Source organism: Pseudomonas sp. St29, from assembly GCF_001547915.1.
In the GTDB taxonomy this organism is placed as follows: Bacteria; Pseudomonadota; Gammaproteobacteria; order Pseudomonadales; family Pseudomonadaceae; genus Aquipseudomonas.
The window spans coordinates 3,535,073-3,555,306 of the sequence record NZ_AP014628.1 but is presented as its reverse complement, the minus strand read 5'-3'; the positions used below and the strand labels follow the sequence as shown (position 1 = coordinate 3,555,306).

Genomic DNA, 20,234 nt, shown 5'->3' with positions numbered 1-20,234 from the left:
ACAACTCAGTGATGGCTGGCGCCGCCAGCGCCGATGCCGGTCATGGACCGGATGAACTGCGCCAGGTAGCGGCCGCGCTCCAGCTCGGCCCGGGGCGAGCGGTCGCTGACGGACAAGGCCCAGGCCGTAAGGAACGCCAGGCTCATGGAGAACAGCGCCGGGTTGGCGTAGGGAAACAGCGCCTGGGGGTGGTGCAGCACATTGACCCAGACCGCCGGGCTGAGGATCAGCAGGACGATTGCCGAGATCAGCCCGGCCAGGCTGCCGCCCACCGCGCCCCGGGTGGTCAGGCCTTTCCAGAACATGGAAAGAAACAGCACGGGGAAATTCACCGACGCGGCAATCGCCAGCACCAGCCCCGAGAGAAAGGCGATGTTCTGCGATTCGAACAGCAGGCCCAGCAGCACCGCCAGGACGCCGATGCACAGGGTGGCGATCTTCGAGACGCGCATTTCCTGCTGGGTGCTGGCCTGGCCTTGGCGCATCACGCAGGCATACAGGTCGTGGGACACCGCCGAGGCGCCGGACAGCGCCAGCCCGGCCACCACCGCAAGGATGGTGGCGAAGGCCACGGCCGAGATGAAACCCAGGAACAGGTTGCCGCCCACCGCCTGGGCCAGGTGCACCGCGATCATGTTGGCGCCGCCGATGATCGCGCCGCTGGCGTCGCGATACTCGGGCTCGGTGCCGACCATGACGATCGCGCCGAAGCCGACCACGATCAGCAACAGATAGAAATAGCCGATGAAGCCTGTGGCATAGAGCACGCTCTTGCGCGCTTCCCGGGCGTCGCTGACGGTGAAGAAACGCATGAGGATATGGGGCAGCCCGGCGGTGCCGAACATCATCCCCAGCCCCAGGGAAATGGCGTCGATGGGGTTCGACAGCAGCCCGCCGGGGGCCATGATCGCGCTGCCCTTGGCGTGCACCTCGCTGGCGCGGGCGAACAGCGCCTCGCTGCTGAAACCGAAGTGCTTGAGCACCATGAAGGCCATGAAGCTGGTGCCCGAGAGCAGCATCACCGCCTTGATGATCTGCACCCAGGTGGTGGCCAGCATGCCGCCGAAGGTCACGTAGCAGACCATCAGCAGGCCCACCAGCATCACCGCGTGGAGGTAGCTGAGGCCGAACAGCAGTTCGATCAGCTTGCCGGCGCCGACCATCTGCGCCACCAGGTACATCAGGGCCACGGTCAGGGTGCCGAACGCCGAGGTCAGGCGCACCGGCGTCTGGGCCAGGCGATAGGACACCACGTCGGCGAAGGTGTAGGTGCCCAGGTTGCGCAGGCGTTCGGCGATCAGGAACAGGATGATCGGCCAGCCGGCCAGCACCCCGAGGGCGTACAGCAGGCCGTCGTAGCCGTTGAGAAACATCATGGCCGAGATGCCCAGGAAGGACGCAGCGGAGATCATGTCTCCGGCAATCGCCAGGCCGTTCTGCAGGCCGCTCATGCCGCCGCCGGCGGTGTAGAAGTCCTTGGCCGAGCGGGTGCGCAGGGCGGCCCAGCGGGTGATGCCCAGGGTCAGCAGGACGAACACCAGGAACATGCCGATGGCGTTCTCGTTCAGCGGGCGGGCGCTGTCGTCGGCGGCCAGGGCCAGGTCCCAGGCCAGCAGGCAGGGCAGCAGGAAGGCTCCTGCAAGGCGCTTCATGACCGGCACTCGCGCTTGAGTTTGTCGTTCAGCGGGTCCAGCAGCCGGTTGCTGCGATACACATAAAGACCGGTGAGGGCAAAGGCCAGGAGAATCATCGCCACGCCCACCGGCATGCCGACGCTGGTGGCCCCGCCGGACAGCGAGCGGCCCAGCAGGCCGGGATTGAAGGCCACCAGCAAAACGAAGCCGTAGTAGGCCAGGAGCATGACCAGGGTCAGGGACCAGTAGAGTCGCTGCTTGCGCCGGACCAGCTGGATAAAGTCCGGGTGGCGGGTGATGCGGTCTATTTCTTGCGGGCTCATGGGCGGTTCTCTCTTATTGTTGTTCTGGGGCACGCGTACCGACGCTGGGTTCAGGGCTGGTCGAAGTCCAGGACCACCTTGTCGCTGAGGGGATAGGACTGGCAGGACAGCACATAACCGGCCGCCACTTCGTAGTCTTCCAGGGCGTGGTTGCTGTCCATTTCCACCTCGCCTTCGATGACCTTGCACTTGCAGGTGGAGCAGACCCCGGCCTTGCACGAATAGGGCAGTTCGGCGCCCTGGGCGTTGCCGGCATCCAGCAGGCTCTGGCTGTTGCGCGGCAGATCAAAGGCCAGGGCCCGACCGTCGCTGATCACCGTGATCCGGCTGACCTGCGGGTCCTGGGCGCGGGCGGCTTCCCGGGCCTGGCGCTTCTGGCCGTCGCCGGCGGCATGGAACAGCTCGAAGTGGATGCGCTCGGCCTTCATGCCGGCGGCCTTGAGGCTGTCGCGCACGGTTTCGGTCATGGCCTGGGGGCCGCAGATGAAGGCCGCGTCCAGTTGCCTGACATCGAGCCAGCGGGAAAACAGTTGCCGGCATTTTTCCTGGTTGATGCGGCCGTTGTAGAGGTCGATGTCCTGCTGTTCGCGACTGAACACGAACACCAGGTTCAGGCGCTGCAGATAACGGTTCTTCAGGTCTTCCAGCTGTTCGCGAAACAGCGCCGAGGCGCTGGAGCGGTTGCCGTAGAGCAGGGTGATGCGACTCAGCGGCTCGCCTTCCAGGGTGCTCTTGATGATCGACAGGATCGGCGTGATGCCGCTGCCCGCGGCCACCGCCAGGTAGTGGCCGCGACGGGTCGGCTCCAGCTCGACATGGAAGCGGCCGGCCGGAGGCATGACCTCCAGCGACTGCCCGGGCTTGAGCCGTTCGTTGGCGAAGGCCGAAAAGCGCCCGCCGCTGACGCGTTTCACCGCGATGCGCAGCTCGTCGTCATTCACCCCGCTGCAGATGGAGTAGGAGCGCCGGACTTCCTCGCCCTCCAGTTCGGTGCGCAGCACCAGATGCTGGCCCTGGGTGAAGTGGAACTGCGCTTGCAGGTGCCGGGGAATCTCGAAGGCGATGGACACCGCGTCGCGGGTTTCGCTGCGTACATCCTTGATGGTCAAGCGGTGGAACTGGCTCATGGTGATTCTCCTCTGAGGCGCGGGCGGCTCAGATGCACTTGAAATAGTCGAAGGGTTCCAGGCAGTCGCGGCAGCGGTACAGGGCCTTGCAGGCGGTGGAGCCGAACTCGCTGAGGCGCTCGCTGTGGGCACTGCCGCATTGCGGGCAGAGCACCTGGGGCGCGTCCCCCAGCAGGCTGCGCTTGCTGCTGCCCGAGGGCGGCGCGATGCCGTAGGCCCGCAGGCGCTGGCGACCGCGCTCGGTGATCCAGTCGGTGGTCCAGGCCGGGGTCAGTTGGCGCACCAGGCGCGGAGCCTTGAAGCCGGCCTGTTCCAGGGCCTGGCGAATGTCGTTCTCGATCACCTCGGTGGCCGGGCAGCCGGAGTAGGTGGGGGTCAGCGCCACCTGCAGATGGCCGGCCTGCCAGTCCAGGTCGCGGACGATGCCCAGGTCGAGCACGCTGACCACCGGCACTTCCGGGTCCATGACCTGATCCAGGGTGCTCCAGGCCAAGTCCAGGTCGCCCTGTTGCAGGCTCCGCGCGCCCTGGTCGCTGCCGATCAGTTCACCAGACCGCATCGGGGTAGGCCCTCGGCAGGAATTGCATCTCGGCCAGCAGTGGGCCCAGGTGCTCGGTGTGCAGGCCCCGGCGTGCATCCAGGTAGAAATGGCTCGGCGCCTCGGGCACGGGCAGGGTGGCCCGGGCGAAGTGGGTTTCGACGGTGGCGCGCCAGGCCTCGGCCACCTGGCCCGGATCGGCCCACAGGCCGGCCCGGTGCAGCTCGATTTCCGTGGCGTGGTGCTCGACCAGCTCGCCAGTGAAGCGCCACAGCCGGGGGATCGCCTGCAGCATGCGCTGGTGGCTTTCCTCGGTGCCGTCTCCCAGGCGCTCGACCCATTCGCTGGAGCGCCGCAGGTGATAGGTGACTTCCTTGAGGGCCTTGGCGGCGATGCCGGCCATCCGCTCATCCGCCGACTGGCTCAGGCCCTTGAGGGTTTCCAGGTGCCAGGCGTCGTAGAAGAACTGCTTGAGCAGGGTCACCGCGAAATCGCCATTGGGCTGTTCCACCAGCAACAGGTTGCGGTAGGCCCGCTCGTCACGACGGAAGGCCAGGTGATCGGCGTCGCGGCCATCGGCCAGCCGTTCGGCGGCGTAGTCCAGCCAGTTGCGGGCCTGGCCCACCAGGTCGAGGCCGACGTTCATCAGCGCCAGTTCTTCTTCCAGGGCCGGGGCCCGGCCGCACCATTCGCACAGGCGCTGGCCCTGGATCAGGGCGCTGTCGCCCAGGCGCAGCAGGTGGTTGATCAGATCGTTTGCAGGGTTCATGGCCGGCCTCACATGTGTCCGACTTCAGGGGGCAGCTGGTAGAAGCTGGCGTGGCGGTAGACCTTGTCGTCGGCCGGATCGAACAGCGGGTCCTTGTCATCCGGGGAGGAGGCGACGATCTGCGCCGAGGGCACTACCCACAGGCTCACGCCTTCGCTGCGCCGGGTGTACAGGTCCCGGGCGTTGGTCATGGCCATGGCGGCGTCGGCGGCGTGCACGCTGCCCACATGCTTGTGATTGAGGCCGTGCTTGCTGCGCACGAAGACTTCGTAAAGGGTCCATTCAGACATGGGATTGACTCCGGATCAGGCAGGCGCGCTCAGGCGGCGTTCTTGTTGGCTTGTTTCTGGGCGTGGGCCACGGCGGCGGCCCGCACCCAGGCGCCGTCGTCGATGGCCCGGCGGCGGGTTTCCAGGCGCTCCTGGTTGCATGGGCCATTGCCCTTGAGCACCTCGTAGAATTCCTGCCACTGGATCTCGCCGAAGTCGTAGTGGCCGCGTTCGGCGTTCCACTTCAGGTCCGGGTCGGGGCAGGTGCAGCCCAACAGCTCCAGCTGCGGGATGGTCTGGTCGATGAAGCGCTGACGCAGTTCGTCGTTGCTCTGGCGCTTGATTTTCCAGGCCATGGACTGGGCGCTGTTGGGGGAGTGTTCGTCGCTGGGGCCGAACATCATCAGTGCCGGCCACCACAGGCGGTTGATGGCGTCCTGGACCATGTCCCTCTGCGCCTGGTTGCCCTCGCGCATCATGGTCAGGAGGATTTCGTAGCCCTGGCGCTGGTGGAAGCTCTCTTCCTTGCAGATGCGCACCATGGCCCGGGCGTAGGGGCCGTAGGAGGTGCGCTGCAGCACCACCTGGTTGACGATGGCGGCACCGTCCACCAGCCAGCCCACCGCGCCCATGTCGGCCCAGTTCAGGGTCGGGTAGTTGAAGATGCTCGAGTACTTGGCGCGGCCGCTGTGGAGCTTGGCGATTTCCTCGTCGCGGTCGGCGCCCAGGGTTTCCATGGCGCTGTACAGGTACAGGCCGTGACCGGCTTCGTCCTGGATCTTGGCCATCAGTTGCAGCTTGCGCTTGAGGGTCGGGGCGCGGGTGACCCAGTTGCCTTCCGGCAGCATGCCGACGATTTCCGAGTGGGCGTGCTGGGAGATCTGCCGGATCAGCGTCTGGCGGTAGGCATCGGGCATCCAGTTCTTGGCCTCGATCTTGATCTCGCCGTCGATTTTTTCCTGGAAGGTGCGTTCCTGCTCGGACATTTCTGCCAGCGGCGTGATGCGCTTGACCCCCGTGTCTACCAGCTGTGCGTACATGCAGTGTCTCCCGGGTTGAAGGTGTGGATGAGGCTGTGATGTTTATATGTGATACACAAATAAATATCAAACATAAAATAGCGTGTCATGTTTTGTTTCTGTATCGCTTTGTCGGCAAGCTGTTTGTCCAGGCCAAAAAAAGCCCCGTCATCGCGGGGCTGTTGGTTTTTGTTGAGGACTACTTGCGCTTGTCGAGCACTCGACAAGCCTTGCCTTCGGAGCGTTTCAGGCTGAATGGCGGCTGCAAAACGATACGCGAGCTGATGCCAATATGGTTCTTTATGTGGCGACTCAACTCGCTGCAGATGGCCCGTTGTTGCGGGTCCCCCAGGTGCTGGTGCTCGCTCTTGAGCTCGACATGGATGTCGACACTGTCGAGATTGCCGTGGCGGTACAGGTGGATCTCGTAGCAGGGCGCCAGGTGCTCGGCCTTGAGCACCAGTTCCTCGACCTGGGTGGGGAACACGTTGACCCCGCGAATGATCAGCATGTCGTCGCTGCGTCCGGTGATCTTGTCGATGCGCCGCATGGGGCGTGCCGTTCCCGGTAGCAGGCGGGTCAGGTCGCGGGTGCGGTAGCGGATCATCGGCAGCGCCTCTTTGGTCAGGGAGGTGAGCACCAGTTCGCCCATTTCCCCGTCGGGCAGGACCTGGCCGGTCTGCGGATCGATGATCTCGGGATAGAAGTGGTCTTCCCACAGGGTCGGTCCGTCGCGGGTTTCGGCGCACTCCATGGCCACCCCGGGGCCAATGATCTCCGACAGTCCGTAGATGTCCAGGGCGCTGATGCCCAGGCGCCGCTCGATGGCGCCGCGCAGTTCATCGGTCCAGGGTTCGGCGCCGAAGATGCCCAGGCGCAGTGCCAGTTGCTGCGGGTCCAGGCCCTGGCGTTCGATCTCGTCGGCGATGTTGAGCATGTAGGAGGGCGTGACCATGATGATGTCCGGCTGGAAATCCTTGATCAGTTGCACCTGCTTTTCGGTCTGGCCGCCGGACATGGGGATCACCGTGCAGCCCAGGCGCTCGGCGCCGTAGTGCGCTCCCAGGCCGCCGGTGAACAGGCCGTAGCCGTAGGAGATGTGCACCTTGTCTCCCGGTCGGCCGCCGGCGGCGCGGATCGAGCGCGCCACCACCTGGGCCCAGGTGTCGATGTCGTTGCGGGTGTAGCCGACCACCGTGGGCTTGCCGGTGGTGCCGCTGGAAGCGTGCAGGCGCGCCACCTCCTGCATCGGCACCGCGAACATGCCGTAGGGATAGTGGTCCCGCAGGTCGGACTTGGTGGTGAAGGGCAGTTGCGCCAGGTCTTCCAGGTGGTGGATGTCCTGGGGGTGCACGCCCAGGGCGTCGAAGCGCTGGCGATACAGGGGCACCCGCTCGTAGGCGTGGTTGAGGCTCCAGCGCAGGCGCTCCAGTTGATGCTGGCGCAACTGGTCGATGCTGGCGGTTTCCATCGGGTCCAGCGGGGTATCGGGCACGGTTCGGGCAATCGGCATGTTCATGGTTTCACTCGAATTGTTGTTGTCTTGTCTCTCGCCGGCAGGCGGGGTCTGAGTGCATGCAGGGATGGAATCCTGAGGTTGTTACAGCCTCTCGATGATCAGGGCAATGCCTTGGCCGACCCCGATGCACATGGTGCACAGGGCATAACGTCCCTGACGCTGCTCCAGTTCGTGCAGGGCGGTGGTCACCAGTCGCGCGCCGCTCATGCCCAGGGGATGCCCCAGGGCAATGGCGCCGCCGTTGGGGTTGACCCGCGGGTCGTCGTCCGCCAGCCCCAGTTCGCGCAGCACCGCCAGGGCCTGGGCGGCAAAGGCCTCGTTGAGCTCGATCACGTCCAGGTCCGCCAGGCTGAGCTGGGCCAGGTCCAGCACCTTGTGGCAGGCCGGCACCGGGCCGATACCCATGATCCTGGGCTCGACCCCGGCGGTGGCCATGGCCACCACCCGGCCCCGGGGCCGCAGGTCATGACGCTGGGCCAAGGCCGGGCTGGCCAGCAGCAGGGCGCAGGCGCCGTCGTTGAGTCCCGAGGCGTTGCCAGCGGTGACGCTGCCATCAGGGCGGAAGGGCGTCGGCAGTTTCTGCAGCTGTTCCAGGGTGGTTGCGGCCCGGGGGTGTTCATCGATGCTCACCTCCAGCGGCGGGCCTTTGCGCTGGGCAATGCTTACCGGGACGATCTCCCGGGCCAGGCGGCCGCTGGCCTGGGCCGCGCTGGCGCGCAGCTGGCTGCGCAGGGCGAAGGCGTCCTGATCGGCGCGGGAGATGCTGAACTGTTCGGCGACGTTCTCCGCAGTCTCGGCCATCGAATCGATGCCGTACTGCTGCTGCATCAAGGGGTTGACGAAACGCCAGCCCAGGGTGGTGTCGTACAGCTCGGCCTGGCGCGAGAAGGCGCTTTCGGCCTTGGCCAGCACCATGGGTGCCCGGGACATGGACTCCACGCCGCCGGCCAGGACCAGCCCGGCCTCGCCACTGCGAATCGCTCGGGCGGCGCTGCCCACGGCATCCAGCCCGGAGCCGCACAGGCGGTTGAGGGTGACCGCCGATACGCGGGTCGGCAGCCCGGCCAGCAGTGCCGACATGCGGGCCACGTTGCGATTGTCCTCGCCGGCCTGGTTGGCGCAGCCGTAGATCAGGTCGTCCACCTCGCTCCAGTCGACCTGCGGATGGCGGCGCAGCAGTTCGCGCAGGGGGATCGCCCCCAGGTCGTCGGCGCGCACGCTGCTCAGCGCCCCGGCATAGCGCCCGATCGGGGTTCGGACGGCATCGATGATCAGTGCGTCATTCATGGTCTGTCTCCTGTGTCAGCACTGGGCCGCGCACTTTGTAGGATTTGCCTTGAAACAGGGCAATCAGCTGTCCCTGCTGGTTTTCGATGCGAACCGCATAGTGCCCTGTGCGCCCCCTGCGGTTCTGTTCATGGCAGTCGGCGGTCAGGGTGTCTCCCTGATGCGCCGGTGCGATGTATTCGATGCTGCAGCCCATGGCCACCGTGGCTTGGTCGTAGCTGTTGCAGGCGATGGCGAACGCCGAGTCGGCGAGGGCGAAGAGCACGCCGCCGTGGCAGGTGCCGTGGCCCTGGAGCATGTCCTGGGTGACAGTCATGCCCAGGCGCGCCGCGCCAGGGGCCACCGAGAGCAGGCGCATGCCCAGCGCCTGGCTGGCCCGGTCGCGCTGGAAAAGGCCCTGGGCGCAGCGTCGGGCCAGCTCCATGGCGGCTTGCTCAGTCATGGAAGGTCCTCCCTTCGGCCACGTGGCGCCGCAGCAGCAGGGAGGGCCGGTAGCGTTCCTCGCCATAGGCGCCCTGGAGGTGTTCCAGCACCTTGAGCAGGGGGTGCAGGCCCAGTTGGTCGGCCCAGGCCAGGGGCCCCAGGGGGTAGTTGACCCCGCTGCGCATGGCCAGATCGATATCCGCCGCCGAGGCCACGCCCTGCAGTACGGCATCGGCGGCTTCGTTGACGAGCATCGCCACGGTGCGCAAGACCGCCAGCGCCGGGGTGTCGCTGAGTCGGCTGACCTGCAGCCCGGCCCGTTGCAGCAAGGCGACGGCTTGGTCCAGGGCCTGGGGCGCGATCGCCTGGGGGCAACTGATGGCCAGGCGGCTGGCTTGGCGATAGTCCAGGGCCAGGTCCAACAGCACCAGGTTGTTGCCCAGGCCTTCGTCCCGGGCCCGCTGGCCGGCCGGGCGGCCGTCGCTCGGGGCCAGGATCGCCTCGCCGACCCGCAGCAGGCCCCGACCGTCGCGGCGGATCACCTGGACGCCCCGGCTCTCCAGGCGCTGGACCAGGGGGGCAGCCCAGCCCAGGTCGCCTTCCACGACGCAGTGGTCGACGGTCGTGTCGCTGCTCAGGCCGACGGCGGGCGGGCGTGTCGCGTCTGCGGCGTAGCGATAGAAGCCCTGGCCGCTCTTGCGCCCCAGGTAGCCGGCATCCACCAGTTCCTTCTGGATCAGTGATGGCTGGTAGCGCGGATCACCGTAATAGGCCGCGTGCACCGAGCAGGTCACCGCGTAGTTGATGTCCTGACCGATCAGGTCGGTGAGTTCGAAGGCGCCCATGGCGAAGCCGCCGGCCTCGCGCAGCAGGGCGTCGAGGGTGGCGCAGTCGCCGGCCCCTTCCTGCAGCAGGCGCAGGCTTTCGCCATAGAAGGGCCGGGCCACGCGATTGACGATAAAACCCGGGGTCGAGCGGCTGTGCACCGGATGCTTGCCCCAGCGGCTCATGGTTCGGTACAGGTCGTCCGCCAGCGCCGGATCGCTGGCCAGCCCGCGCACCACCTCCACCAGGGCCATCACTGGCGCGGGGTTGAAGAAGTGCAGGCCCAGCAGGCGCTGTGGGTGGCGCAGGCCGGCGGCAATGGCGGTGATCGACAGGGAAGAGGTGTTGCTGGCGAGGATGCAGTCGGCGCGACACAGGGCTTCCAGCTCGGCGAACAGTTGCTGCTTGGCCGGCAACTGTTCGGCGATGGCTTCGATGATCAGGTCGCTGTCCGCCAGTTGCTCCAGGCTCTGCGCCGCCTGCAGGCGGCAGCGGACGGCCTCCTGGGCACTCTGCGCAAGCTTGCCCTGGAGCACTCGCTGGCCGAGGCGCTGGTCGATCGCGGCAATGGCCTGGGCCGCGGCGCCCGGCCGCTTGTCCAGCAGCAGCACCGGGTGCCCGGCCTGGGCTGCGACCTGGGCGATACCGGCGCCCATGGCCCCGGCGCCGACCACGGCGATACGTGCGTTATGGCTGAGTGGGTTCATGTTCAGCACCCCTTGAAGACGGGGCTGCGCTTTTCCAGGAAGGCGCTGACGCCCTCGCGGTAGTCTGCGCTGCGGCCCGCCAGGCGCTGCAGGTCGCGCTCCAGATCCAGCTGCTGGTCGAAGCTGTTGTGCAGGCTGGCATTCAGGCTGCGCTTGATCAGGGCCAGGCCATAGGTGGGTTGGCTGGCCAGGTGGCGGGCCAGGCGCAGGGCTTCGTCCCGCAGCGCGTCGTCGTCCACGCATTGATGGATCAGCCCCCATTGTTCGGCCTGCTCGGCGCTCAGGCGGTTGCCGAGCATGGCCAGGGACTTGGCCCGGGCCATGCCCACCAGCCGGGGCAGCAGCCAGGTGCCGCCGGAATCGGGAATCAGCCCGAGCTTGCAGAACGCCTGGATAAAGCTCGCGGAGCGCGCCGCCAGCACCAGATCGCAAGCCAGGGGCAGGTTGGCTCCGGCGCCGGCGGCCACGCCGTTGACCGCGCAGATCACCGGCAATGGCAGGTCGCGCAGCTCGCGCACCAGCGGGTTGTAGAAGGCTTCGATGGATTGCCCCAGATCTGGCGGCGCCTCGCCGGGGGCGACGTTACGCTCGCCCAGGTCCTGCCCGGCGCAGAAGCCGCGGCCTTCGCCGGTCAGCAGCAACACCCGCACCTCGGGGTTGTTGCGCACCTGCTTGAGGGCGCTGCGCAACTCGCCGTGCATCTGCGGGGTGAAGCTGTTGAGCTGTTCGGGGCGGTTGAGGCTGATGAGGGCGACGCCCTGGTCGATGGAGAACAGGAGGGTGGCGAAGTTCATGGTCGGGACACTCTGTGCAGGTCGAAAGGGACGGTGCGGGTTGTTCTCAGTGGCCCGAGAACTGCGCCGGGCGTTTTTCCTGGAATGCGGCGATGCCTTCCTCGCGGTCGCGGGTGCCGGCCAGCACGGTAAAGGCATGGCGCTCCAGGCGCAGGCCGCTGGCCAGGTCGGTGTCCATGGCCTTGAGCAATGCCTCCTTGGCCAGGCGCAGCGCCAGTGGCGCCTTGCCGGCGATCAGGCGGGCCAGTTGCAGGGCGCGCTCGACCACCAGCTCCGGCTGGGTGACTTCGCTCACCAGGCCGGCGCGCAGGGCATGCCGGGCATCTATGGCTTCGCCGGTGAGCACTATCTGCATGGCCAGGGACTTGCCGACGGTGCGCGGCAGGCGCTGGGTGCCGCCGGCGCCGGGCATGATCCCGAGGTTGATTTCCGGTTGGCCGAAGCGTGCGTCCTCGCCAGCGATGATGATGTCGGCGTGCATGGCCAGCTCGCAGCCGCCACCGAGGGCGAAGCCGTTGACCGCGGCAATCAGCGGCTTGCTGAAGCGGCGGATCTGTTCCCAGCTGGACTGGCGCGGATCGTTGAGGATGCCGGTCAGGTCGCGTTCGGCCATTTCCTTGAGGTCGGCGCCGGCGGCGAACGCCTTGCGGTTGCCGGTCAGGACCACGACTTGGGTATGCGGGTCGGCCTCGGCTGCAGCCAGGGCCTGCGCCAGCTCGGCCAACAGGGCCGTGGTCAGGGCGTTGAGGGCTTGCGGACGTTGCAGGGTGATCAGGCGAACGCCACCGCTCGGGGTGTCGACTGCAAGGTGTTGAGGCATGGTGAACCTCCTCGGGAGGTTGCGGCCGGTTGCCGGCTCGATTATTGGATCGGCTGGGGAGCCGGTTTTGGCCGAGTATATCGCCAAAGCGATACATAAAATCAATAGCGATATTGATTAATGTGTCTTATTGTTTGCCGCGTAAGAGGTCTGGCTGGAGAGTTTGATCTGGCTTGATCAAGCTGTTTAAGGGCTTTTTCAGGGCGTGCAGGAGGGGCGGTGTGCTGCTCGACCAGGGTTTCTTGTGTGCCGAGAATAATCTGATACAAAATGCCGGCTTTGTTGGTTTTGTAATAGGCTTAAGTCGCGTCGCGCTGTTGCGGTGCTGCATTCGCCGGCAACGGTGGTCTATTGGTGTTTGGACAGGGGTAGAGCATGACGTGTTACAGCCTCGATGGATTGACTCCCGTGGTCGATCCCAGTGCTTATGTACATCCTTCGGCGGTGCTGATCGGTGATGTGATCGTCGGCCCGCACTGCTACGTCGGGCCGCTGGCCAGCCTGCGAGGGGACTTCGGGCGGATCATCCTCGAAGAGGGCGCCAATCTGCAGGACACCTGCGTCATGCACGGCTTTCCCGACAGCGATACGGTGGTCGAGCGCAACGGTCACATCGGCCATGGCGCGGTGTTGCATGGCTGCCGGATCGGCGCCGATGCGCTGGTGGGCATGAACGCGGTGGTGATGGACAACGCGGTCATCGCGGCGCGCTCCTTCGTTTCGGCGGCGGCGTTCGTCAAGGCCGGCTTCGCGTGTGAGCCGCAGTCGCTGGTGATGGGCGCGCCGGCTCGGGTCACGCGTACCTTGAGTGATCAGGAAGTGGCCTGGAAACAGGCCGGCACCCGCGAATATCAGCACCTGACCCGACGATGCCTGGAACGGATGCAGGTCTGTGAGCCACTGGTGCAGGTGGAGGCCGACCGGCCAAGGTTTGCCGGCAGCCAGGTGCGCCCCAAGCACAGTCTTTGAGGCCAAGCGCGGCAATCAACGGCTCGGGCCGCTGCTTGCCCTTGAAACCCGCTATATTTCTTCCTTTTTTTTCCGGTACGTCCATGTCGTCCCTCGCGCCACTGAATCATCTGATCAAACGCTTTCAGGAACAGACCCCGATCCGCGCCAGCTCGCTGATCATCACCTTGTACGGCGATGCCATCGAGCCCCATGGCGGCACGGTTTGGCTGGGTAGCCTGATTCAATTGCTGGAACCCATGGGGATCAACGAGCGGCTGATCCGCACTTCGATCTTCCGTTTGAGCAAGGAGGGCTGGCTGAGCGCTGAAAAGGTCGGGCGTCGCAGCTACTACAGCCTGACCCTCAGTGGCCGCCGGCGTTTCGACAAGGCCTTCAAGCGGGTGTACAGCGCCGCTGTGCCGGCCTGGGACGGCTCCTGGTGCCTGGTGATGCTCTCGCAGTTGCAACCGGAGCTGCGCAAGCAGGTGCGTGAGGAGCTGGAATGGCAAGGTTTTGCCGCGATGTCGCCGCTGTTGCTGGCCTGTCCGCGCAGTGATCGCGCCGACGTCAATGCCACCTTGCAGGAACTGGGCGCCCAGGAAGACACCATTGTCTTTTGCACCACGGCCGAGGATGTCCTGGGTTCCAGGGCCCTGCGCCTGCAAGTGCGCGAGAGCTGGAACATCGATGAGCTGGCGGCGCATTACAGCGAGTTCATCCAGTTGTTCCGCCCGCTGTGGCAGGCCTTGCGCGAGCAGGAGCAACTGCAGCCGGCCGACTGTTTCCTGGCCCGTCTGCTGCTGATCCATGAGTACCGCAAACTGTTGCTGCGTGATCCGCAGTTGCCGGACGAGCTGCTTCCCGGGGACTGGGAGGGCCGGGCGGCACGCCAGCTGTGCCGCAATATCTATCGCCTGATCCAGGCCAAGGCCGAGCAATGGCTGGCCAGCGCCCTGGAAAACGCCGACGGTCCGCTGCCGGATGTCGGCGAGAGTTACTACCGACGCTTTGGCGGACTGCTCTAGGCGCAAGCTTTGGTGACCGGGCCGGGCAGTTTCAGCGATCCATTGATGGGGCTGGGGTGCGGTCACCTGGCAAAGGCCCACTAAGTGCGCTGGCTAGTTGCCAGAAACATGCTTCGCGGTGACTCGTTCATAACAACAGAAACAACCAGCGGCAGGGCGCGAAAGTTGTTGGAAGAGGGGAGATAGATAGCGTGCTTAGTTGTTTGTCTTGAATAACGGATCACCCCGTGGGGTGATCCGTTAACAGCATCCCTTACTTGGGCATGGCCCAGGACTGCAGGATATAACCTTCCTGGCTCAGTTCAGCCCGGGCCTGCTTGAGCAGGTCTTCGAGCTGGGCCGGATCGGAGTAGGCGCTGGTGGGAATACGGGTCTGGCCGATACGGGTGCTGGTACGGTCGATGACGGTCAGGCTCAGTTCGCCGTTCCCGTCCTGTGGGGCCCAGGCCACGCATTGAAAAGGCTTGAATGCGCGGTCGGCGATCAAAAGTGCTTCGTTTCTACGGAGCGGGGCGTTCATGGGGTCTTCTCTCTGTGTGCCCAATCAGATGATGTGCCGTCGGTTGGGCTTACCGTTCGGCTGGTTATGTGTACTGATGCACTGAGGTGGGGATCGGGTCACACCGAAAAACAAGTTTTTACAACTTTCGTGCTGCACGCTTGTGGGCGGGCCATTAGTTGCGGCGCTTTTTAAAAACTACTGCGACAATCAGTCGCTCGCAGAGCCCGTTCGCCGACCGCTTAGTTCTTTTGGTAATCGACGCTATAAGCAATCGATACATTCGGCCGTCAAGTTCTTGCTAATGTTACAGCCAGGTTTGCCAAACCACTGTTTCTAATAACTTTTTCGAACTTTTGGCGTCAAGGAATACTCATGCTCGAAGCTCCTGTGCAGCGGCGCCTGCTGGTGGTCAATCCCTGTGACGACTGTCACCGCCTGTTACCCGGATTGCGCACCATAGGTTGGGATGTCGACAGCTGTGACCTGGAAGCGGCCCGCGAGCGTTCCTGCGATGTCGGCCTGCTGCGCCTGCAGCCCTTTCACCTGGAGCGCCCGGAGGCGGTCAAGGAGCTGATCAGCCACAGCGGCACTGAGTGGATTGCGGTGTTGAGTCCGGAAGTGCTGCGCCTGCAGAAGGTCGGTGACTTCGTCTGCGAATGGTTTTTCGATTTCCATACGCTGCCGTTCGACGTATCCCGGGTTCAGGTCACCCTTGGCCGGGCCTTTGGCATGGCTCGCCTGCGCGGCCAGGGCTCGATTCATGTGGACCAGCCCGAGCACGAGTTGCTCGGCGACAGCCGGCCGATCCGCGACTTGCGCAAGTTGCTGAGCAAACTGGCGCCCACCGAGTCGCCAGTACTGATCCGCGGTGAGAGCGGCACCGGCAAGGAACTGGTGGCGCGCACCCTGCATCGCCAGTCCCAGCGTCATGACAAGCCCTTTGTGGCGATCAACTGCGGGGCGATTCCCGAGCACCTGATCCAGTCCGAGCTCTTCGGCCATGAAAAGGGCGCCTTTACCGGGGCCCATCAGCGCAAGGTCGGGCGGATCGAGGCCGCCCATGGCGGCACCTTGTTTCTCGATGAGATCGGCGACTTGCCGTTGGAGCTGCAAGCCAATCTGTTGCGCTTTCTGCAGGAAAAACACATCGAGCGGGTTGGCGGCAGCCAGCCGATTCCAGTGGATGTGCGCGTCCTGGCGGCGACCCACGTCGATCTGGAGGCGGCGATCGCCGCTGGCCGTTTCCGTGAGGACCTGTACTACCGGCTGAATGTGTTGCAGGTGATCACCGCACCTTTGCGCGAGCGTCACGGCGACCTGGGCATGCTCGCCAGTCACTTTGCCCATTTCTACAGCCAGGAAACCGGGCGCCGGCCCCGCAGTTTCAGCGAGGATGCCCTGGTGGCCATGGGCAAGCACGATTGGCCGGGCAATGTCCGTGAACTGGCCAACCGGGTGCGCCGGGGCCTGGTGCTGGCCGAGGGGCGGCAGATTCAGGCCAGCGATCTGGGGCTGCAGAGCCTCCAGGCCCAGGATCTGCCCATGGGCACCCTGGAGGACTACAAGCACCGCGCCGAGCGCGAGGCCCTGTGCGATGTGCTCAACCGGCACAGCGACAACCTCAGCGTTGCGGCGCGGGTGCTGGGCATCTCGCGCCCGACCTTCTACCGTTTGCTGCACAAGCATCAGATCCGCTAGGGCGGGGAAAAACGCCAAGGCCCGCGGCGATTGGGGAATCGCCGCGGGCCTTGTTGTTTTGGGTGGATCAGAAGTAGTACGGGAATTTCAGGCTGAAGGTGAAGTCGGGCGCATCCTGGGTCATGCCCAGGGACAGGTTGGGCACGATGGTCAGGTGCTCGGTGGCGGCAATGGTCATGCCGACGTTGAAGTAGGCGGCGTTGGCGTCGCTGGACTCCACCGTTTGCCAGTCCTGGCCGGTGTACTTGATCTTGCTCTTCTTCTGGATCTGATCCGATACCGAGAACGCCATGCTCATTTTTTCGTTGAGGGCGAAGGCTACACCGGCGCCAATCTGGAAGCTGTCGCCCAATTGCACCTTGCCGGGGATCTTCTGCCCGGCATTGGAGCTGATGTCGCCGAACGATTCTTCCAGGTTGTGGGTGTAGGACAGGCTGCCGAACAGCACCGCCGGGTCGAACGTCTTGACCAGCGAGATCCCCGGAGTCACCGACCACACACCATTACCGGTCGGCAGGCTTTCAGGCACGACCAGGTTGTTGTTGCTCGGGTCCGGATTGATGAACTTGATACCGAAAGGGTCCTTGCCGGTGGGCGCCTTGACCCGCAGGCTGACCACGGCGTCAGGCAGGGAGTCGGACTCGTCGAGGAACTTGTAGGCCACCCCGACGTTGACGTCACCCAGAGTCGGGTCGCGAGTGACGGTACTTTCCGAGATGGATTGGCTGCTGCCGCCGTTGGCGCCACCCGACTGGTAAGTCGACTCGCGATAGATAACCGGCGCGTTTATATCGAATTGCCAGCGGTTGTCCAGGTTGTAGCGGGCGGTCAGGTCCAGGGTCCAGGTGTCGGACTTGATCCGATCCAGGTTGACGGTGCCCAGCAGGATCGAGTCCAGGGCCAGAAAGCCGTTGAGGGTCAGTTGACGGGTGTCGTAGCGGGCGTAGCTGATGCCCGTTTCAACGCTGAACTTGCCGCCGCCGAAGAAGCCGCTGGCCTCGTCGTAGAGGTTGGTCACGCTCTGCGCCGGCGTCGAGTCATCCTTGAGTGATTGGCCATAGCTCGCGCCACCCGCAGCGCCCCCTGACGCTGCTGCGGCCCCTCTGCCGGCAACCTGCTGGTTGCCCTTGAGGTCGGCGGGTGATTTTGCCAGGCGCTTGGGAGGAGGCGCCGCAGGCTGGTCTTCGACCTGGCGTACCCGTTGTTCCAGCACTGCCAGCGCCTTCTGCTGCACTTCGTAACGTTGCTTCAGCTCCAGAAGTTCTTGTTTCAGGGTCTCTACGTCCGCATCAGGCGCCGCCTGCAAGGCCGCCGCCGGAAATAGAGTGCTCAAACATACAACCGCGCGCAGTGAAACCGATCGATACATGAAATAAACCGTCCCTTGTGAACCCCAATGGTCGAAAAAAGCGTAGTTCAGAATTTCAAATTGCGTAGTCCATTGAGGGTGGTCAGGTTGCAGTCCAGTGCCCCTTTGCTGGGACCGTTGTTTTGCAGGACTACGTTGAGCTGGGTCAGGTTGCTGACCAGGTTGCTGTTGCCCAGCAGCCGGGTGTTCTGCAGGACGTTGCCCTGGCCCACCTGCTGCAAGGTGCCGCCCTGGTTGGCACTGGCCAGAATGGCCATCTGGATCCCGCCATTGAGCGCCGACACCGAGACACTGCCGGCGGCATTGCTGCCCGTGATGGTCTGGCCACTGAGCAGGGCCTGGCCGGGGTTGCTGCTCAGGCCGGGCGCCTGATTGGCTTCGCTGACATTGATGCTGACGTTGTTGTAGGCGCTGTTGCCGTCGCCGGCGGCGCGCACCACCTGGGTCACGCCCTGGCCGGTGCCCAGGCCGGCGCCACCGATCACGTTGCCGGTGCCTTGAGAAGGCGTGCTGCCGTTGCCGGCCTGGTTGATGGTGGTGACGTAGAATTGCGGGGTGACGGTGGACTGTTGAATCTGCAGGGTGCTGGTGGCGCCGATCAGGTCGCCACTGGCGTTGCGCCAGGTACTGCTCATGACGATGCCGAAACTGATGATCCGTCCCGGCATCACGTAGCGGCCCCGCAATTGCGAGAGTTCCTGGTCCTGGACTTCGATGGGTTTGAAACCAGCATGGGCTGGAAGCGCTGCTGCCAGACAGGCCGCTGCCAGCCAGTATGTAGTCTTCATCTGCTGCTCCCGGAGCGTCCTGCCCCCCTTTTTTATCGTGGCGCGATCCCCTTAGAAGAAGTCGCTCTGGATGAAACCGAAATCCATCAGTTCCGCGTCTTTGACTGGGTAGAAGGTGTCGAGCTTGTTTTTCGCGGTCAGCGGGGCGGGCGGGTCGAGCAGGGCGTTGGCCTTGTCATAGCCCGGGCCGATGATGGCAAAGACGATGCCGTTCCAGCCCTTGACGAAGTCTTCATGGGTGTAGCGTTTGTGACCCAGCACCGGATCACCGATGTAGACCCAGTCTTTCTGGGCCCGCTGCATCACCACGAAGTGTTTGTAGCCGCGAATTTCCATCAGTACGACCACCGGGATGGTCACCGCCTCGAGCTTTTCCGGAGGAATCCGGTAACCCCTGGCGCGCATGCCGATGCTTTCTGCATAGCGTTTCATGTCAAGCATCGAGAAGCCCTGAGTCTGGACCAGCTTCTGGTCCGAATTCATCAGCATGCCCTTGATCACTTGTTCCTCGTTGACGTCCAGCCAGTAGGCCTGACGCAGGATGGTTGCCAGCGCTGCGGCGCCGCAACTGAAGTCGGTCTTCTGTTCGACGATGTCGCTGAATTTGCGCTCACGCACGCTTTGCACTTGCTTGAAGATCAGGCCGCCGCCCGCGAGTCCGGCCACGGCCATCTGTGCCGAGTACACGGGGCCGCATAGGCTCAACAGTAGAATGATGATCGCAGTACGCATGATCGTTACGCCTGGTGAGACTGTGGAAAAGCCCCGTTTCCGGGGCTTTCGTTACGATCGCTACTACATGCAGGCTTTGCAGCCGGCGGCGATGGACAGCGAGTTGCTTTGTTGGTTGCCCACACCGGCCGAGACGTTGGCGCCGCCGTTGCCGGAGAAGCCGTTCATCGAGTTGGTCATGCTGGCGTTGTTGACCACTGGGTTTTTCCAGCCGTCTTTGGTCAGCACTTGCTGGGTCCAGTAGCCGGCCAGTTCGATGGTGCCTTGTTCCTTGAAGGTGAGTTTCTGATCGTCGTTGCCGTGGCCTTTGTTGTCGCCATAGCCATGACCACTGTGATCGTCGCCGCCTTCGATCTTGCCGCTGCCGGTGCCTTTGTAGCTGCCGGAGGCCACGAAGCCGCCAGTGAGGGTGTCTTTTTTGTAGGCCTGGACACCTTTGTTATCCACCACCAGATTGGTGGAGGTTTGGTTGGCCGAGGCGGCGGCGGTGGCTACGCGACCACCGGACACGGCAATGGCCAGGTTGTTTTTCTGTTGGTTGAAGTCGCCGGCGGTGACGTTGACGCCGATGTTGCCGGAGCCGTTGTTGCCGGAGTTGTTCATCGTCGCGTTGTTTTGGGTCGACGAGTTTTTCACGTAGTTGTTGTTGTTGACCTGGGTGGCGCTGGAAGCGGCCACGGCGCTGCCGAAGATGAAGCTTTCGTCAGCGGTTGCCAGGGCAGCGGCGTTGTCTTGTTGGTTGCCGTCGCCGGCGGCGACGTTGGCGCCCATGTTGCCGTTGGAGCTGTTCAGGGAGTTGTCCATCTTGGCGTTGTTGTTGGTGCCCTGATTTTTCACCACGTTGGTGTTGCTGTTCTGCACGTCGATCACTGCAGCACCGGCCCCAGCGGTGATTTGCAGCAGAGTGTTGAGATCCGGACCTTGGTTGTGATCGCCATGGCCATTGCCATGACCGCCGTTGTGACCATGTTCGTTACCACCTGCCTGAGCGGCCATTGCCATGACTGCGGCCAGTGCGAAAACCAGTGGTTTGAGAGCCATTGTAGGTTTCATGGTGTTTCTCCGGTGCTTATTAGTTGGTTAAGTGTTGGTACTTTCTAATTGCACTACGACGG

At 64.3% G+C, this 20,234-nt stretch carries 21 protein-coding genes; 3 read left to right on the top strand and 18 right to left on the bottom strand.

Annotated elements, in window-relative coordinates; all coding sequences use genetic code 11:
• Positions 1 to 5: 5 nt before the first annotated feature.
• From PST29_RS15910 to paaF, 13 genes are all read right to left on the bottom strand, one after another.
• The gene (locus PST29_RS15910; protein ID WP_060843650.1) at positions 6 to 1,652 is read right to left on the bottom strand and encodes a cation acetate symporter; all 1,647 of its coding nucleotides are present in this window, start codon (positions 1,650 to 1,652) and stop codon (positions 6 to 8) included.
• A complete protein-coding gene (locus tag PST29_RS15905; RefSeq protein WP_060839392.1) occupies positions 1,649 to 1,957 on the bottom strand; it encodes a DUF485 domain-containing protein in 309 nt (102 codons plus the stop codon). The genes PST29_RS15910 and PST29_RS15905 overlap by 4 nt, the downstream gene beginning before the upstream one ends.
• A gap of 50 nt (positions 1,958 to 2,007) precedes the next feature.
• Positions 2,008 to 3,084, bottom strand: a complete 1,077-nt coding sequence (paaE, locus tag PST29_RS15900) for a 1,2-phenylacetyl-CoA epoxidase subunit PaaE (RefSeq protein WP_060843649.1) — start codon at positions 3,082 to 3,084, stop codon at positions 2,008 to 2,010.
• Between the two features lie 28 nt (positions 3,085 to 3,112).
• Positions 3,113 to 3,643 carry a 1,2-phenylacetyl-CoA epoxidase subunit PaaD gene (gene paaD / locus PST29_RS15895; protein ID WP_060843648.1) on the bottom strand — a complete coding sequence of 177 codons (531 nt, stop codon included), beginning with the start codon at positions 3,641 to 3,643 and terminating at the stop codon, positions 3,113 to 3,115.
• The gene (gene paaC, locus PST29_RS15890) at positions 3,630 to 4,391 is read right to left on the bottom strand and encodes a 1,2-phenylacetyl-CoA epoxidase subunit PaaC (RefSeq protein ID WP_060843647.1); all 762 of its coding nucleotides are present in this window, start codon (positions 4,389 to 4,391) and stop codon (positions 3,630 to 3,632) included. The genes paaD and paaC overlap by 14 nt, the downstream gene beginning before the upstream one ends.
• 8 nt (positions 4,392 to 4,399) lie before the next feature.
• A complete protein-coding gene (paaB, locus tag PST29_RS15885; protein ID WP_060843646.1) occupies positions 4,400 to 4,681 on the bottom strand; it encodes a 1,2-phenylacetyl-CoA epoxidase subunit PaaB in 282 nt (93 codons plus the stop codon).
• A 29-nt stretch (positions 4,682 to 4,710) separates the two neighbouring features.
• Positions 4,711 to 5,700 carry a 1,2-phenylacetyl-CoA epoxidase subunit PaaA gene (gene paaA / locus PST29_RS15880; RefSeq protein WP_060839387.1) on the bottom strand — a complete coding sequence of 330 codons (990 nt, stop codon included), beginning with the start codon at positions 5,698 to 5,700 and terminating at the stop codon, positions 4,711 to 4,713.
• Positions 5,701 to 5,878: 178 nt separating this feature from the next.
• Entirely contained in the window at positions 5,879 to 7,198 is a 1,320-nt protein-coding gene (gene paaK / locus PST29_RS15875; RefSeq protein ID WP_060843645.1) for a phenylacetate--CoA ligase PaaK, read from the bottom strand.
• 81 nt (positions 7,199 to 7,279) lie between these two features.
• Complete coding sequence (gene pcaF, locus PST29_RS15870) at positions 7,280 to 8,485, bottom strand: 3-oxoadipyl-CoA thiolase (protein ID WP_060843644.1); 1,206 nt, start codon at positions 8,483 to 8,485, stop codon at positions 7,280 to 7,282.
• The gene (gene paaI, locus PST29_RS15865; RefSeq protein WP_060843643.1) at positions 8,478 to 8,927 is read right to left on the bottom strand and encodes a hydroxyphenylacetyl-CoA thioesterase PaaI; all 450 of its coding nucleotides are present in this window, start codon (positions 8,925 to 8,927) and stop codon (positions 8,478 to 8,480) included. Before paaI ends, pcaF begins: the two co-directional genes overlap by 8 nt.
• Positions 8,920 to 10,440 carry a 3-hydroxyacyl-CoA dehydrogenase PaaH gene (paaH, locus tag PST29_RS15860; protein ID WP_060843642.1) on the bottom strand — a complete coding sequence of 507 codons (1,521 nt, stop codon included), beginning with the start codon at positions 10,438 to 10,440 and terminating at the stop codon, positions 8,920 to 8,922. Before paaH ends, paaI begins: the two co-directional genes overlap by 8 nt.
• 2 nt (positions 10,441 to 10,442) lie before the next feature.
• Positions 10,443 to 11,234: a 2-(1,2-epoxy-1,2-dihydrophenyl)acetyl-CoA isomerase PaaG gene (gene paaG, locus PST29_RS15855; protein WP_060843641.1), complete on the bottom strand. Its 792-nt coding sequence runs from the start codon at positions 11,232 to 11,234 to the stop codon at positions 10,443 to 10,445.
• Between the two features lie 46 nt (positions 11,235 to 11,280).
• The gene (gene paaF / locus PST29_RS15850; protein ID WP_060843640.1) at positions 11,281 to 12,054 is read right to left on the bottom strand and encodes a 2,3-dehydroadipyl-CoA hydratase PaaF; all 774 of its coding nucleotides are present in this window, start codon (positions 12,052 to 12,054) and stop codon (positions 11,281 to 11,283) included.
• A 375-nt stretch (positions 12,055 to 12,429) separates the two neighbouring features.
• Here paaF and paaY point away from each other — a divergent pair, with 375 nt between their 5' ends.
• Both paaY and paaX read left to right on the top strand, forming a co-directional pair.
• On the top strand, positions 12,430 to 13,023 hold the full coding sequence (gene paaY, locus PST29_RS15845; RefSeq protein ID WP_060839380.1) for a phenylacetic acid degradation protein PaaY: 594 nt from the start codon (positions 12,430 to 12,432) through the stop codon (positions 13,021 to 13,023).
• A gap of 83 nt (positions 13,024 to 13,106) precedes the next feature.
• A complete protein-coding gene (gene paaX / locus PST29_RS15840; protein WP_060839379.1) occupies positions 13,107 to 14,030 on the top strand; it encodes a phenylacetic acid degradation operon negative regulatory protein PaaX in 924 nt (307 codons plus the stop codon).
• Positions 14,031 to 14,283: 253 nt separating this feature from the next.
• Here paaX and PST29_RS15835 read toward each other — a convergent pair whose 3' ends face one another.
• Entirely contained in the window at positions 14,284 to 14,550 is a 267-nt protein-coding gene (locus PST29_RS15835) for a hypothetical protein (RefSeq protein ID WP_042941674.1), read from the bottom strand.
• Positions 14,551 to 14,904: 354 nt separating this feature from the next.
• Between PST29_RS15835 and PST29_RS15830 the strand changes: the two genes are divergently transcribed.
• On the top strand, positions 14,905 to 16,230 hold the full coding sequence (locus tag PST29_RS15830; protein WP_060843639.1) for a sigma-54 dependent transcriptional regulator: 1,326 nt from the start codon (positions 14,905 to 14,907) through the stop codon (positions 16,228 to 16,230).
• Positions 16,231 to 16,297: 67 nt separating this feature from the next.
• Here PST29_RS15830 and PST29_RS15825 read toward each other — a convergent pair whose 3' ends face one another.
• The 4 genes from PST29_RS15825 to PST29_RS15810 form a co-directional block, all read right to left on the bottom strand.
• On the bottom strand, positions 16,298 to 17,599 hold the full coding sequence (locus PST29_RS15825; RefSeq protein ID WP_060843638.1) for a hypothetical protein: 1,302 nt from the start codon (positions 17,597 to 17,599) through the stop codon (positions 16,298 to 16,300).
• A 47-nt stretch (positions 17,600 to 17,646) separates the two neighbouring features.
• A complete protein-coding gene (locus tag PST29_RS15820; protein ID WP_060839376.1) occupies positions 17,647 to 18,387 on the bottom strand; it encodes a hypothetical protein in 741 nt (246 codons plus the stop codon).
• Positions 18,388 to 18,438: 51 nt separating this feature from the next.
• Positions 18,439 to 19,119: a C39 family peptidase gene (locus PST29_RS15815; RefSeq protein WP_060839375.1), complete on the bottom strand. Its 681-nt coding sequence runs from the start codon at positions 19,117 to 19,119 to the stop codon at positions 18,439 to 18,441.
• 63 nt (positions 19,120 to 19,182) lie between these two features.
• A complete protein-coding gene (locus tag PST29_RS15810; RefSeq protein ID WP_060839374.1) occupies positions 19,183 to 20,172 on the bottom strand; it encodes a hypothetical protein in 990 nt (329 codons plus the stop codon).
• Positions 20,173 to 20,234 lie beyond the last annotated feature (62 nt).